General features: G+C 67.5%; 14 protein-coding genes. 6 read left to right on the top strand and 8 right to left on the bottom strand.

Annotated elements, in window-relative coordinates:
* Positions 1–13: 13 nt before the first annotated feature.
* Entirely contained in the window at positions 14–877 is an 864-nt protein-coding gene (locus tag GD1_RS14545) for an endonuclease domain-containing protein (protein ID WP_059037773.1), read from the bottom strand.
* Between the two features lie 282 nt (positions 878–1,159).
* Here GD1_RS14545 and GD1_RS14540 point away from each other — a divergent pair, with 282 nt between their 5' ends.
* Entirely contained in the window at positions 1,160–2,614 is a 1,455-nt protein-coding gene (locus tag GD1_RS14540; protein ID WP_059037771.1) for an alpha/beta hydrolase, read from the top strand.
* Here GD1_RS14540 and menE read toward each other — a convergent pair.
* The 5 genes from menE to GD1_RS14515 all read right to left on the bottom strand — a co-directional run bounded on the left by menE (position 2,611) and on the right by GD1_RS14515 (position 6,154).
* Entirely contained in the window at positions 2,611–3,798 is a 1,188-nt protein-coding gene (gene menE, locus GD1_RS14535) for an o-succinylbenzoate--CoA ligase (RefSeq protein ID WP_238404055.1), read from the bottom strand. The two genes, GD1_RS14540 and menE, sit on opposite strands and share 4 nt — an antisense overlap.
* Positions 3,795–4,169 carry a DUF3349 domain-containing protein gene (locus GD1_RS25455; protein WP_059037782.1) on the bottom strand — a complete coding sequence of 125 codons (375 nt, stop codon included), beginning with the start codon at positions 4,167–4,169 and terminating at the stop codon, positions 3,795–3,797. Before GD1_RS25455 ends, menE begins: the two co-directional genes overlap by 4 nt.
* Positions 4,170–4,275: 106 nt before the next feature.
* Positions 4,276–4,584, bottom strand: a complete 309-nt coding sequence (locus GD1_RS14525; RefSeq protein ID WP_059037769.1) for a DUF3349 domain-containing protein — start codon at positions 4,582–4,584, stop codon at positions 4,276–4,278.
* A gap of 30 nt (positions 4,585–4,614) precedes the next feature.
* Positions 4,615–4,899: a hypothetical protein gene (locus GD1_RS14520; RefSeq protein WP_020790245.1), complete on the bottom strand. Its 285-nt coding sequence runs from the start codon at positions 4,897–4,899 to the stop codon at positions 4,615–4,617.
* A 25-nt stretch (positions 4,900–4,924) separates the two neighbouring features.
* Positions 4,925–6,154: an inorganic phosphate transporter gene (locus GD1_RS14515; protein ID WP_174519059.1), complete on the bottom strand. Its 1,230-nt coding sequence runs from the start codon at positions 6,152–6,154 to the stop codon at positions 4,925–4,927.
* A 216-nt stretch (positions 6,155–6,370) separates the two neighbouring features.
* On the opposite strand from GD1_RS14515, the gene GD1_RS14510 reads away from it, so the two are divergent.
* Together GD1_RS14510 and GD1_RS14505 are read left to right on the top strand one after the other, a co-directional pair.
* Complete coding sequence (locus tag GD1_RS14510) at positions 6,371–7,429, top strand: LLM class F420-dependent oxidoreductase (protein WP_059037767.1); 1,059 nt, start codon at positions 6,371–6,373, stop codon at positions 7,427–7,429.
* Positions 7,422–8,600: an EAL domain-containing protein gene (locus GD1_RS14505; protein WP_059037765.1), complete on the top strand. Its 1,179-nt coding sequence runs from the start codon at positions 7,422–7,424 to the stop codon at positions 8,598–8,600. Before GD1_RS14510 ends, GD1_RS14505 begins: the two co-directional genes overlap by 8 nt.
* A gap of 56 nt (positions 8,601–8,656) precedes the next feature.
* Here GD1_RS14505 and GD1_RS14500 read toward each other — a convergent pair whose 3' ends face one another.
* Both GD1_RS14500 and GD1_RS14495 read right to left on the bottom strand, forming a co-directional pair.
* A complete protein-coding gene (locus GD1_RS14500) occupies positions 8,657–9,253 on the bottom strand; it encodes a YdcF family protein (protein WP_174519058.1) in 597 nt (198 codons plus the stop codon).
* A 1-nt stretch (position 9,254) separates the two neighbouring features.
* Positions 9,255–10,214, bottom strand: coding sequence for a 1,4-dihydroxy-2-naphthoyl-CoA synthase (locus tag GD1_RS14495; protein WP_053778849.1), 960 nt, complete (start codon positions 10,212–10,214; stop codon positions 9,255–9,257).
* A 43-nt stretch (positions 10,215–10,257) separates the two neighbouring features.
* Between GD1_RS14495 and GD1_RS14490 the strand changes: the two genes are divergently transcribed.
* The 3 genes from GD1_RS14490 to GD1_RS14480 all read left to right on the top strand — a co-directional run bounded on the left by GD1_RS14490 (position 10,258) and on the right by GD1_RS14480 (position 13,882).
* Positions 10,258–10,920 (top strand): TetR/AcrR family transcriptional regulator, encoded by a 663-nt coding sequence (locus GD1_RS14490; RefSeq protein ID WP_059037763.1) that lies wholly within the window; start codon positions 10,258–10,260, stop codon positions 10,918–10,920.
* An 87-nt stretch (positions 10,921–11,007) separates the two neighbouring features.
* On the top strand, positions 11,008–12,846 hold the full coding sequence (locus tag GD1_RS14485) for an FAD-binding dehydrogenase (RefSeq protein ID WP_280513268.1): 1,839 nt from the start codon (positions 11,008–11,010) through the stop codon (positions 12,844–12,846).
* Between the two features lie 379 nt (positions 12,847–13,225).
* Positions 13,226–13,882, top strand: a complete 657-nt coding sequence (locus GD1_RS14480; RefSeq protein ID WP_053778847.1) for a PaaI family thioesterase — start codon at positions 13,226–13,228, stop codon at positions 13,880–13,882.
* The last annotated feature ends 186 nt before the right edge of the window (positions 13,883–14,068 follow it).

The raw sequence follows: 14,068 nt of genomic DNA, 5'->3' as shown, positions 1-14,068 counted from the left end.
CACACGCCCCGCGTCAGCTCGCCAGGTTCTGGACGGGCTTGCGCTGACGCGGGCCGCGATGGTGGCCGGCGCGAACGGTCGCGATGATCGTTTCCTCCGTCCGCGCCCAGTTGAACACCACGTCGGAGTAGGTGAGTCGCATCCGCAGATACCCGAGCCGGGCCGCGACCTGGTCACGGCGACGATCTTCGGCATAGTTCTCGGCGCCGGTGTGGTGGGCGACGCTGTCGACCTCGATGATGAGCCGGTCGCCGACGAGGAGATCGACCCGGCCGAGATCGGGGATGAAGACCTGCGGACGCACCTTGATCCCACGCCTGCGCAGGCGGAGCCGCACCAGTGTCTCGGTTCCGGACTGGGCCCGCCCGTCGGACAGATCCAGACAGCGTCGTACACGCTGTGGGGCACCGGTGAAGGCAGCGGTGACCTGGGCTGGTGTCAGAACTCGGGTGGACGGTTCGCGTGACAGGTCGAGCAGGGAGTCGACGACGATGACGATCCCCTCATCGTCGAGGCATCGCAGTGCGTGGCGAAGGGCGGTCTGGGCGTCGTCGACGGCCGCGGTCACCGCGAACGGACGGTCATAGCTGCGGCATAAACGGCGGGGGTGCTCGGCATGGGCGCTGCGACCGCCCCGGATGTGGACCTCGCGCGGGTGGTCAGGAATCCACACGCCGTGTCGGGCGAGGGTGGTCAGGCAGGTGAGTGCACCGCCGAGCCGCACGGCCTCGACGAGTTGGATGTCGGCATCGGGAGTCGAGTACCAGCCGTACCGGAGCTTGGTCAGCGTCTTGTCGGCGAGATGGTGTCTGATCGCGGTCTGGTCCAGGCCGAGACCGAGGAGCTGGGCCCAGGTGTACACGCCGTCGGAGAGCATGGGTCGAGTGTGGGGGAGTTCGAGGTCTGCACCGATCGTGCGTACACAGCCTGTGGATCGCGGTTCGGTGGCGGTGCCGACTTCCGGAAGAGCCCAGAAACCGGCGGCATTTCGTGAGCCGTGGGGATAGTCCCATCGGCCCTCCGAACCCGTCCAGTTTGTGGCAGAAGTGAATTCAATACGCCAAATAGTCTGTACTGCTAAAGAAATGATGCGGTAACGAAAGGTCTTGCCGTACAGTCCTGTCCGGGTCGGGCCCAAAATACTTGTGAGGCGTTTCGTATGCGTGTGGGTGGACTGCGGTCGACGGTTGCCATGATGACGGCGGCAGCGGTGAGTGCATTGGCGCTCGGAATGGCCGGACCGGCCCATGCCGTCGACCCCGACCGGCTGCGGGACGGCTGCAGATGGCTGTCCGACGCCGACGAGGCCAACCATGTGCAGACGTGCACCATCCACTCCGAGGCGTTGGGCCGAGACGTCGTGGTGCAGATCCGCGCCTCCGACAATGCGGCCGGCTCGACCGAACACGCCGTGTACTTCCTCGACGGCCTGGGTTCCAACGACGAGTACTCGACGTGGTCGAAGGACGAGGCCGGGGCGCTCACCTCCTACAGCAGCGCCACCAACCTGGTGATGCCCGCCGGTGGCGCCGGTGAATGGATGACCAACTGGCAGGATGCGCCCACCGGCAGCGAGACCGCGCCGCAGTGGGACACCTTCATCGGCGACGAACTGCCTGCCTACCTGGACGAGAACTTCGATGTCCAGCAGACCGGCAATGCGATTGTCGGGGTGTCGATGTCGGGGGCGCCGGCGGTGATCATCGGTCTCAACCACTCGGACACGTTCACCGTGATGCGCTCCTACTCCGGCTACTACGAGACGAACAATCCGCTCGGCTGGATCCTGATCCCCTACATCCAGGGGGAGCGCGCCGACATCGACAACGGGTTGTCGGCGATGTGGGGACTGCCGTGGAGCTCCGGTAACCAGTGGGCTGCCAACGACGTCTTGACGCGCATCGCCGAGGCGAAGGCCAACGGCCAGACCGTGATCATCTCCACCGGAAACGGCCTGCTCACGCCGAAGGAACTGGAGATCGCGTGGACGGTGCTCCAGGAGGCCGTCCGCGACACCCCCGAGCAGCTCCCCACCCTGCTGGCGGCCGCGGCGTCGGGCATGGTGCTGGGCGTGACCCTGGAACTCGGGGCGCTGGTGTCGACGGCCATCCTCAACGTGGGCGCCGTCGCCCTGGATCTGCCGGTGGAGTTCCGGTACTCCAACGGCGGGCACAACTGGTTCGCCTGGGCGCAGGGCGAGGACGAGGACGCCGCCCACATCGAGGATCTGCTCGGTATCACCTCGACCACCCAGACCGCCACGACCCAGAAGACGGCTGCGCGTACGGTGGCCGCCGCTGCGGTGGAGGGTGACAACACCGGCACGGGTGAGGCTGCAGCAACGAATGATGCTGGGACGCCGACGACTTCGACGGTGCAGGCCCCCGCCGTGACCGAGACCCCCGCCGTGGCCGAGACCCCCGCCGTGACCGAGGCTCCCGCGGTGACCGAGAGCGATGTTCCGGCGGCGACCACACCGGCCGAGACGACTCCCGAGACGAGTGAGCCCACGGAGTCATCCGACACCGATACACATGACACGGATGCACACGACACCGATGCACCCGACACCGATGAGACCGTGCAGACTCCCGAGGTGGTCGGGGCCGCCTAGCCGATGCCGGTGGCCGGGGAAGACGCCGGTGGCCACAGGGAAGCCCGCAACGCCCGCCGGTCGATCTTTCCCGGTCCACGGAGGGGGAGGGCGGCCACCGTCACCACCTCCCGGGGTGCGGCATACCTGCCGAGCCGGTCGGTGACGGCATCCTGGATGCGGTGGGCATCCACCGTCATTCCCGGCTCCGGAACCACCACGGCCACAACCTTTTCCCCGAGCCGTTCGTCTGCGACGCCCACCACGGCACACTCGGCGACGGCCGGGTCGTCGGCGATGACGGCCTCCACCACCTGCGGGACGACGGTCAGTCCGCCGGTGGAGATGGCCTCGTCGGCGCGGCCGGTGATCTGTAGGACACCGTCGACGACGCGACCGAGATCGTCCGTGCGGAAGCCCCCGGCGTGTGCGAAGGCGGGATGGTCGGGCAGCAGCCGATAACCTTGCGCCACCATCGGTCCCGACAGCGACACCCGCCCCACACCGTCGGGGCCGGCGTCGACGATCTCGATCTGCACACCGTCGAGCGGGATGCCGTCGTAGACACATCCGCCGGCGGTCTCGCTCATCCCGTAGGTCCGCACGATCGGGATGCCGGCGTCGATCGCCTTGTGCAGCAGGGCCGGTGGGGTGGCGGCACCGCCGACCAGCAGGGCGTCGACGCCGGTGAGGGCGGCGACGGCGCGCGGCGAGTCGAGTGCCTTGCGCAACTGGGTGGGAACCAGCGAGGTGTAGCGGCGCGGACCGTCGAGCGCCTCGAGGGCGTCGGCGAAGGCGTCGGGGTGGAATCCCGCTGCCAGGTCGAGCACCGCCGGGGTGAAACCGGCTGCCAGCGAACGCAACAGCACCTGCAGTCCGGCGATGTGGTGTGGCGGCAGGGCCAGCAGCCAGGCACCCGCACCGCCGAGATGTGTTGCGGTGGCCTGCGCCGACGCGGTGAGGGTCGCCGCGGTGTGTTGTGAACCCTTGGGGGTGCCGGTGCTGCCCGACGTGGCGATCACCAGCACCACGTCGTCGTCGATCCCGGTCCCGATCCCGAACGCCCCGGTGAGCAGCTCCTGCTCACGGGGGTCGTCGGGGACCGGTGCGAAGGATGCCTCACCGGCCAGCAGGGCGCGCAGGTCGTCGAGCCGGTCGAGGACGGCAGGACCGGACGGAAGGGGAAGTGGCCGTAGGACTCTCAGGACTCGTCCTCGTCCGTGTCGGGCCGGTCCCCGCCGTCGTCGGTGGTGTCGGTGTCGGGCGGCGCCAGCGGCGAATCGTCGAATGGCCAGCCCTGGTCCTCCAGATAGGTGCGGACGCGTGAGATGTCGGTCTCGTGCGGCAGTTCCTGGGTGACCTCGGTGATCTTGACGCCCGCGTCGATCTTGGAGATCGGCTCGGGTGGGGGAGCCGACTCGGCGATCAGCTCGGACGACACCTGCTGGACCTCGTCCTCGGTCAGCTGGCGGCGCAGGATCGCCAGGAGTGGAACGTAATCGTGTTCGGGAACGCCGTTGGGATATCCGGCGCGCAGCCATTCGATGATCCTGCTCACGAGGGATCGCTCGGCCATACGTCAAACCCCCTCTCCGTGGTGGATGGTGGCTATTGGGTGATTGTACGAAAGACCCGGCCGCACTCCGAGGGGTGCGGCCGGGTGCTCGTCGTCTGTCTGGCTCTCACACCGCCGTCGTCGCGAGGGGCCAGCCGGCGGAGGCCAGCCGGCCTGCGACCTGGTTGATCTCGTTGTCGGTGGGCAGTTCGGAGGTGACATGCGCGATGGCGTCGCGGATGGCCTCCTCGGGCACCGGCACGTTGACGTCGTTGTCGCGGGCCAGGCGCAGTGCGACCTGGGTGACCTCGGTCTCGTCGAGCTCGGACCGGATCAGCAGGGCGAGCAGGGGCGGGAAGTCGGTGGACGGGATGCCCTCCGGGTAGCCCTTGCGAATCCAGCCGACCGCGGACTCGAACAGCGAGGGGTTGCTCATCGGTACCTTCTCAACAGTCTCTCGGGGGGCCTACTTGTAGGCCCAGCTCGGGAAGATCTTGACGTCGGTGTAGTACAGGATCGTCTGGCGGGTGATCCACAGGATGCCGAACACGATGGCCGCCAGGACCAGGGCGTAGAGCACGTAGGCGGCGAACTTCAGTGCCGGGTTGGGGGCGGTGACGGTGCCGTCGGCGTTCGCGTCACCGGAGCCGGCGGCCTGCAGGCGCAACCCCACCGCGAAGATGGCCGGCAGACCCGCACCGAACAGCAGCCCCACGATCAGCACCTTGCCGATTGCTTCGAGAGTGTGCATCGTCGAAATCCTTTCGGGCCGGCGCTCAGGCGACCGGGGTGGACTTGGGCGAGTCGTTCAGCTCGGCCGGGATGAGGCCGGACTCCTCGTCCCATTCGGCGTTGACGTTGTTGGCGTCGATCTTGTTCTGCTGTGCACGCCAGTACATGAAGGCGGAGAGCGCCACGAGGATCGCGAAGATGACGATCGCGCCGAGGACGTTGCCGAGCAGGTGGGCGATACCGAAGCAGATCGCGCCGACGATGCCGGCGGCCGGCAGGGTGGTGACCCAGGCGATGGCCATGCGGCCGGCGACGCTCCAGCGGACCTGGGCGCCCTTCTTGCCGACACCCGAACCGAGGATCGAACCGGTGGCGACCTGGGTGGTGGACAGCGCCATACCGGCGGCCGACGAGGTGAGGATGATGGCGGCGGAGCTGGCCTCGGCGGCCATGCCCTGCGGCGAGGAGATCTCGACCAGACCCTTGCCGAGGGTGCGGATGATGCGCCAGCCACCGAGGTAGGTACCCAGGGCGATGGCACCGGCACAGGAGAACACGATCCAGAACGGGAGACCGTGGCTGACGCTCGAGGCCTCGAGGTGGCCGGAGGCGATCAGCGCCATCGCGATGACACCCATCGTCTTCTGTGCGTCACCGGTGCCGTGTGCCAGCGAGACCAGTGAGGCGGTCGCGATCTGCCCGTAGCGGAAGCCGGCCTCCTTCTTGGACTCCATGATCTTCTTGGTGATCGCGAAGACCAGCCAGGTACCGCAGGCGGCGACGATGCACGCGATCACCGGCGCCAGCAGGGCGGGCACGATGATCTTGGAGATGATGCCCTCCCAGTTGAGGCCGGAGAGACCGAGAGCGGCGATACCCGAACCGATGAGGCCACCGAACAGGGCGTGGGAGGAGCTCGACGGCAGGCCGAACAGCCAGGTGAAGAGGTTCCAGAGGATGCCGCCGATGAGGCCGGCGAAGATGATCAACAGTGCTGTGGTGGCACTCAACCCGGCGATCAGCTCGCCTTTGTTGTCGCCGCTGGTCTGTTGGATTTTCAGGACGTCTTTGGTGATGGTGGCAGCGACCTCGACCGAGAGGAACGCACCCACCAGGTTCAGGATTGCCGACAGCCCGACGGCGACCTTCGGCTTGAGTGCGCCGGTGGCGATCGAGGTCGCCATGGCATTGCCGGTGTCGTGGAAGCCGTTGGTGAAGTCGAACCCGAGTGCTGTGATGACGAGCAGCACAAGGATCAGCATCTCTCCGCTCATGGGGACAATCATGCTTGCCCGGAGGTCGATTTTCCTAAACTTCGGAGCCCCGAAATCGCGGATGAATCAGTCCGTGACCTCGCCGTTTTCCTCCCCGTGAGTCAAGTTCACCAAGTGTTCACTTCGGTGACTCTCGGTGTCTATCGAGGAGGGAGTGGAACGAGCGCTCGGAAAGTCCTGCCCAGGGGGTGATTTCGTGTGGAAGAATCCGCGTCCATGACATCGATGACGTTGGGCATGCCGATCAACTACGCGGGCGACTTCCGCGAGACCATCGACAATCTCGCCGATTTCGAGGCTGCGGGTGTGGGGAGAGTCACGGTGCCCGAGGCCTACAGCTTCGACGCGGTGAGCCAGCTCGGCTACATCGCCGCCCGCACCGAGAAGATGGAACTGCAGACCGGCATCCTGCCGATGTACTCACGCACCCCCACGAATCTGGCGATGACCGCCGCCGGGCTCGACTACATCTCCGGCGGCCGCTTCATCCTCGGCATCGGCGCCTCGGGCCCGCAGGTCATCGAGGGCTTCCACGGCGTCAAGTACGACTACCCGGTGGGCCGTGCCCGCGAGAACGCCGACATCTGCCGCAAGATCTGGCGCCGTGAGAAGAGCGAGTACCAGGGGCGTCACTACACCCTGCCGCTCACCGAGGAGAACGGCGGCACCGGCCTGGGCAAGGCCCTCAAGATCATCAATCACCCGGTGCGCGACCGTATCCCGATGCTGCTGGCCGCGATCGGTCCCAAGAACACCGAACTCGCCGCGGAGATGTTCGAGGAGTTCCAGCCGTTCCTGTTCCATCCCGAGTACGTCGACGCCGCCTTCGGTCCGGCACTGGCCGCGGGCCGCGCCAAGCGTGATCCGGCACTCGGCGAGCTGGGCATCGTCGTGCAGGCGTCGGCGCTGATCACCGAGGACGCCGACCAGATCGAGAACGCCCTGCAGCTGGTCCGCCACCACGCGGCGCTCTACATCGGCGGCATGGGTGCGCGCGGCAAGAACTTCTACAACACCCTCGCCGTCCGCTACGGCTACGCCGACGAGGCCAAGCTGATCCAGGACCTCTACCTCGACGGCAAGAAGGCCGAGGCCGCCGCCGCGGTGCCCGAGGACCTGGTGCGGGCGATGAGCCTGATCGGACCGGTGTCCCTGGTGGCCGAACGCGTCGAGGCATTCCGCGGCGCCGGCGTCACCGTCATGCTCGCCTCGCCGGTGGCACCCACCCACGCCGAACGTGTCGAGGACATGGGTCAGCTGGCCGAGCTTGTGTGAGAGCCACTCGGACCCTGCCGTCGTCCTCGCGCTCGCATTCGACCCGTACCGGCAGGCCACCGTCGCCTACGAGCGGTCGGAGACGATCGGACGGGCCGAAGCCCTGATCGCCCTGGTCGGTGCGTGCCCCGATGTCCGGGTACGACGCCGTGGTGATCTGGACTGGCTGGTGTTCCTCGACAGCGACACCGGTCTGGACGACCAGCCGGTGTCGTCGTACGTCAGGAGACCGAGAGTCCTTGCCCGCCTGGGGGCGTCGACCGCCTCCTTGCCGGTCGCGGCCGGGGTGGCGCGGGTCGCCGACCTTCCCGGATTGCCGGTCGACCGGCTGATCCGCCTGGCCGACGCCGCACTGGGTGAGGCGATCGGTGCGCATCGCAGCACCGTGTTCGCCGATGTGCAGACCCTCGAGCGGGTGGCGGCCGCGGTGACGGTGGCGAGCCGCCTGGCCGCCGCCGGCGAGGACGAGTTCGTCGTCCACCATCAGCCGATCGTCGAGCTCGGGGATCGGCGCATCGTCGGGTTCGAGTCGTTGATGCGGTGGTCCACCGATGACGGCCTGCGGTTGCCCGCGGACTTTCTGGAGGTGGCCGAACAGACGTCGATGATCGTGCCGATCGGACGCCACACCACCGAACGCGCGATCGCCGACCTCGCCGAGGTCATCATCCCGCGGTACGGCGACGACGCCTTCGTCACGATCAACATGTCGATCCAGGAACTCGTCGCGGAGGGGAACGACCCGCACCTGGCCGGTGTGCTCCGGCGGCACGGGGTGAACCCGGCGAATGTCTGGATCGAGCTGGGCGAGACCCAGGTGATCACCGCCGACGGGCAGACGGCGGCGGTCATCGGCGATCTCCACGATCTCGGGTGCACGATCTGCATCGATGATCTCGGTGCGGGATTCTCTGCGCTGCGTTACGTGTTCGACCTGCCGGTGGATGTGCTCAAGGTGGACCGGTCGCTGATCTCGGCGCTCGGCGCCGGTGGCACAGCGAACGCGGTGGTGCGGGCGATCTGCGGCATCGCACGCGGCGTCGGCGCGACGCTGGTCGCCGAGGGGATCGAGAACGAGGAGACGCTCACACGTGTCGATGCGCTCGGCTTCGACCTGGGGCAGGGGTATCTACTCGGCAGGCCTGCCCCGCTGACCGGCGCTACCGACTGACCGGCGTGGTGGGCTGACCGGCGAGAACCGTTGCGCCGCCTCCATGTCCGGGCCGATCACTTGTCGCATCCGAGGACCGCGGCCTTGACCAGGCCACCGTACTGATAGGCGTAGACGTGTGACCAGAACGCGAACGACGACGGGTAGGTCCGCGGGACGGCCCGCATGACGACGTCGCCGTCGAAGCACTGACCGAAGATGTAGCGCGCGCGAACCAGGTGATAGCGCCAGCTGACCACGATCACCGATGTCCAGCCGCGCTCCTCGGCCAGCTGCTGGACCTTCATCGCCTCACCGCGGGTGGTCGATGGGTCGGGGTCGAAGCAGATCACCTCGATGGTGTCGGTGCCCGCCGAGCAGACCCGTTGCATCAGTTGGGTGTTCGACTTGCTGTGATCGTCGAGATAGGGATTGGAGATGACCACGGTGCTCGCATAGCCCTCCCGGGCGAGCTGCAGGCCGTAGTCCTCGCGCCCGTCGTGCTCTCCACCGAGGACCACGATGGCGTCGGCGTGACGTAACGGATCGGAGTGGTCACGGTAGAACAGCTGGTAGCCGAGGCCGTAGAAGGCGGCGGTGGCCACGAGTGCGGCCACCGCGACGATCAGTCCGGCCCGCCGCCATCGTCGGCGGGCCGTCGACGGACCGGGCACGTCAGTAGTAGTAGGGATAGGCGTCCCAGTCGGGATCGCGCTTCTGCAGGAAGGCGTCACGGCCCTCGACGGCCTCGTCGGTCATGTACGCCAGGCGGGTGGCCTCCCCGGCGAACACCTGCTGACCCATCAGCCCGTCGTCGGTGAGGTTGAAGGCGAACTTCAGCATCCGTTGTGCGGTAGGCGATTTGCCGTTGATCTTGCGGGCCCACTCGATCGCGGTCTGCTCCAGCTGGGCATGGTCGACGACCCGGTTGACCGCACCCATCCGGTGCATCGTCTCGGCGTCGTAGGCCTCGCCGAGGAAGAAGATCTCGCGGGCGAACTTCTGGCCGACCTGCTTGGCGAGGTAGGCGCTGCCGTAGCCGGCGTCGAAGGAACCCACATCGGCGTCGGTCTGCTTGAAACGTGCATGCTCCCGCGAGGCGAGGGTGAGGTCGCAGACCGCGTGCAGGGAGTGTCCGCCACCGGCCGCCCAGCCGTTGACCACGGCGATGACCACCTTGGGCATGGTGCGGATCAGGCGCTGCACCTCGAGGATGTGCAGCCGGCCGCCCTCGGCCTTCGCGCGGGCCTCGTCCACGCCGCCGGCGCCGGCGGCGGTCACGTCGGAGTCGTGGGAGGTGGCGTACTGGTAGCCGGAACGTCCGCGGATGCGCTGGTCGCCGCCGCTGCAGAAGGCCCAGCCGCCGTCCTTGGGGCTCGGTCCGTTACCGGTCAGCAGGATGGTGCCGATGTCGGGGGAACGGCGCGCGTGGTCGAGGGTGCGGTACAGCTCGTCGACCGAATGCGGACGGAAGGCGTTACGGATCTCGGGGCGGTCGAAGGCGATGCGCACGATGCCATTGGCCCGACCCTCGCCGACGTGCCGGTGATAGGTGATGTCGGTGAGGTCTGCGAACCCGGGAACCGGGGCCCATTGGGCGGGATCGAACGGCTGCTCAGTCGCTGCGGAACTCATGGGTCAGAGCCTAGTCGGGCCGGCCGGTTGTATCCTCCAACGCATGGGAGAGGAGGGTCCCGCCCGGGGGACCAGACGACGGGGACAGACGCGTCGCCGCCTCCTCGATGCCTCGTTCGAGGTGTTTGCCGAACTCGGCTACGGATCGGCCTCGGTGGAGAAGATCGTCGAGCGTGCGGGCTTCACCCGAGGCGCCTTCTACTCCAACTTCGGGTCGCTCGAGGAGCTGTTCCTGGCGATGTGGGAGGACCGGTCGGCGGCGATGATCGGGGCCATCGGCACCGCGCTCGAACAGGCGGCGGTGTCCGAACCCGTCGGTGTCGACGACGTCGTCGAGCAGATCCTGGCGATGGTGCCGATCGATGCCCGCTGGTTCGGGATCAGCGCCGAGTTCACCGCGCATGCGCTCCGCGACCCGGCGTTGCGGACGGTGATCGCGCAGCGCGAGGCGGCGATCGCCGACGCCCTGCTGCCGATGGTGGTGGAGTTGCTCGGCTATCTCGGCCGGGTCATCCCGGACCCGGATGCCTTCGTACAGGCCATCATCGCCGTCCACGACGGCACCATGATGCAGGTCCTGCTCGACGACGATCTCGGCCCGGCGCTGCGTCGGCGGGCCGATCTGTTCCGGCATGTGGTGCTCGCCTACAGCGACGTCGCCGAGCGCGGGTCGCCTGCGGCCATGCGAGAAACCGACAGAAAATAGCCCTCGACCTCTGGCGATACACCAATGTATCCGATACGGTTCTGTATCCGTATAGGGGAGGAAGGCGATGTGGTGCGGGGGTCTCCCGTGCCGATCGCTGCGATCGAGGGGTTCGACGTGCGTGAAGACCGGCATTTCTCTGTCACCCGCCGCCAGGCGCTGCTGGCCGGCGGTGTCACCGCGGCGGCGGCCGGAGCCCTGCTGGGGACATCCGGGACCGGACCGGCATCGGCCGCGCCGGGGACGGGCGGGTCGAGGCACGACGCCGACGTCATCGTCGTCGGCCACGGATTGTCGGGTCTGGTGGCCGCCTGCGAGCTCGCCGACGCCCGCAAGAGGGTGATCATCGTCGACCAGGAGTCGGGCGAGAACCTTGGCGGACAGGCACATTGGAGCCTGGGTGGTCTGTTCTTCGTGGACTCGCCGGAACAGCGGCTGATGGGTGTCCGCGACAGCCATGACCGCGCCCGCCGCGACTGGTTTGCCACCGCAGGATTCGATCGCGGACCGAATCAGCCAGGCGGAGAAGACTTCTGGGCGCGACAGTGGGCCGAGGCGTACCTGCACTTCGCCGCCGGGGAGAAACGCGCCTGGCTGGCGGGGATGGGGATGGCGTGGATCCCGGTGGTGGGCTGGGCCGAACGTGGCGACGGCCGGGTGGGGCGTCCGGGTAACACGGTGCCGCGCTTCCACATGACGCTCGGCACCGGACCCGGGGTGGTCGAACCCTTCGTCCGCCGCATCCGTGAGGCGCAGGCCAAGGGGCTGGTGCGATTTCGGTACCGGCATCAGGTGGACGAGCTGATCACCTCCGGCGGTGCGGTCACCGGTGTGCGCGGTACCGTGCTGGCCGCCGACGACGCGCCGCGGGGCCACCGCAGCAATCGCACCCCCGCCGGCGACTTCGAACTGCATGCGCCGCTGGTGATCGTGGCCTCCGGCGGGATCGGCGGCAACCAGGCCACGGTCCGCAAGAACTGGCCCGCCCGGCTCGGCACACCGCCGGAGTTCATGGTGACCGGTGTACCCGCCCACGTCGACGGCCGGATGCTCGACATCTCCGAACAGGCCGGTGCACGGCTGGTGAACCGGGATCGCATGTGGCACTACACCGAAGGTCTGCGCAACCACTCGCCGATCTGGCCGGCCCACGGCATCCGGGTGCTCGCCGCACCGTCGTCGATGTGGTTCGACGCGGCCGGGAAACGGTTCCCGTCGCCGGGGATCCCGAGCTATGACACCCTCGGCACGCTCGAACTGATCCAGAAATCCGGATACGGCTATTCCTGGTTCGTACTTAACAAGCGGATCATCGAGAAAGAATTCGTGTTGTCGGGGTCGGAGCAGAATCCCGAACTCACGGCAAAGAATCTGCCGCTGTATCTGGCGAAACGGGCCACCGACGACGTGCCCGCACCGGTGCAGGCCTTCCTCGACCGTGGACCCGACTTCGTGACCGCCCGCAGCGTGCCGGAGCTGGTGGGCAAGATGAATCGTCTCGCCGGATCGTCGCTCGTCGACGCCGGTGAACTCGAACGCCAGATCCGTCATCGGGATCGGGAGGCGGCCGATCCCCGCTCGAACGATCCGCAGATCCGGGGAATCCGCCGGTCGCTGGACTATCTGGGCGACAGCCTGATCCGGACCGTGCCGCTGCACCCGATCCTCGACCCGCAGGCCGGGCCGCTGATCGCGGTCAAGATGAACATCCTCACCCGAAAGACCCTGGGCGGCTTGCAGACCGACCTGTCGGGACGGGTCATGGGGACCGACGGCAAGGTGATCGACGGGCTGCTCGCGGTGGGCGAGGCATCGGGTTTCGGCGGTGGTGGCGTGCACGGCTACCGCGCCCTAGAGGGGACCTTCCTCGGCGGATGCCTGTTCTCGGGCCGGCAGGCGGGACGGGCCGCGGCACGCATGGTGTGACGTTTGACTGCCATCGGATCGTCGGTGCCCGCCGGCAGCCGGCTGTGCAAGATCTGGGGAGGTTCTGACGCGTCGGAGTCAAGAGTCCGTTTGTTTGGCATCCTGGATGGGTGAGCACTTGGGCAACGGTTGCGGTCATCCTCGTGGTGTGGGTGGCGCTGTCGGTGGTCGTTGCGCTTGTGTTCGGTCGGATGATCGCCCTACGGGACCGTAAGGAGAGGCCGCGCCGACCACGTCGGGGGCATCCCGCGACGTCGGGCACCCACAATGGATCGCCGCATCGACACAGCAGCTGAACATCGGCTTCCAGCAGGTCGAGGACCGGCCCAAGTGGGCCTCGCCCGGTCGGTGCCGTCGAGGTGCCGATAGCGTAGCGGACATGAGTCCAGTCTCGCATTCAGAATGGGATCGCCCCGCGGACGCGTCGTCGCCGCATGAGGGCGGGTTCCGGGCGCAGATCGACATCTCGACCACGCGCGGTGGCCCACGCTATGGCGAGCTCAACGAGGAACTGCGGCGCCTGATGGATCTGGCGCGCTACGCCTGCCCGCCCGAGGAACTCACCGAGGCGATGATCGCGCAGGTCCGGGCGCTCAACGAGAACCTCGCGAAGGTTCAGGTGGACGAGTGGGAGACGCCCTCGGGGACGCGGATCGACCTGCCGTCGCGGGGCAACCTGACGTTGCCGCCCTATGTGGTCACCGACGGCGGACCGGACGGCGTGATCGCCGACGTCACCTTCCGGCCGTTCCATCTCGGCGGCAACAAGGCCGCGCACGGTGGACACATCGCCGTCGCCTTCGACGACCTGGGCGGTCTGGCGTCGGCGCTGAAGGTGGAGGGTGTGACACGCACGGCCTACCTCACCGTCGGCTATCGGTCACTGACCCCGCTGGACACGCCGCTACAGATGCGCACCTGGGTCGAGACCCTGGACGGTCGCAAGGCGTTCGTGAAGGGCACGTTGCACGACGGAGACCGGTTGTGTGCCGACGTCGATGCACTGTTCATCGCGCTGAAGCCCGGACAGCCGTGATCGGTTGACCATCTGATCGGTTCACGAGGCCGGTGCGAGTGGAATCCACTCGCACCGGCCTCTGTCGTATGAACGTGTGAAGGAAAGCGTTCTGGGTGTCCCCCAAAATGATTACGACGGCGCCGAATTCGTATCTTCGGACGACGATTTGGCGCTGTGTGCCGTACATGTCCGGTGCTAGTGGTT

Origin of the sequence: Gordonia desulfuricans NBRC 100010 (genome assembly GCF_001485495.1) — a bacterium.
GTDB classification, from domain to species: Bacteria; Actinomycetota; Actinomycetes; order Mycobacteriales; family Mycobacteriaceae; genus Gordonia; species Gordonia desulfuricans.
Note: the sequence above shows the minus strand (reverse complement) of the source record. Positions and strands in the feature narration are given on the sequence as shown.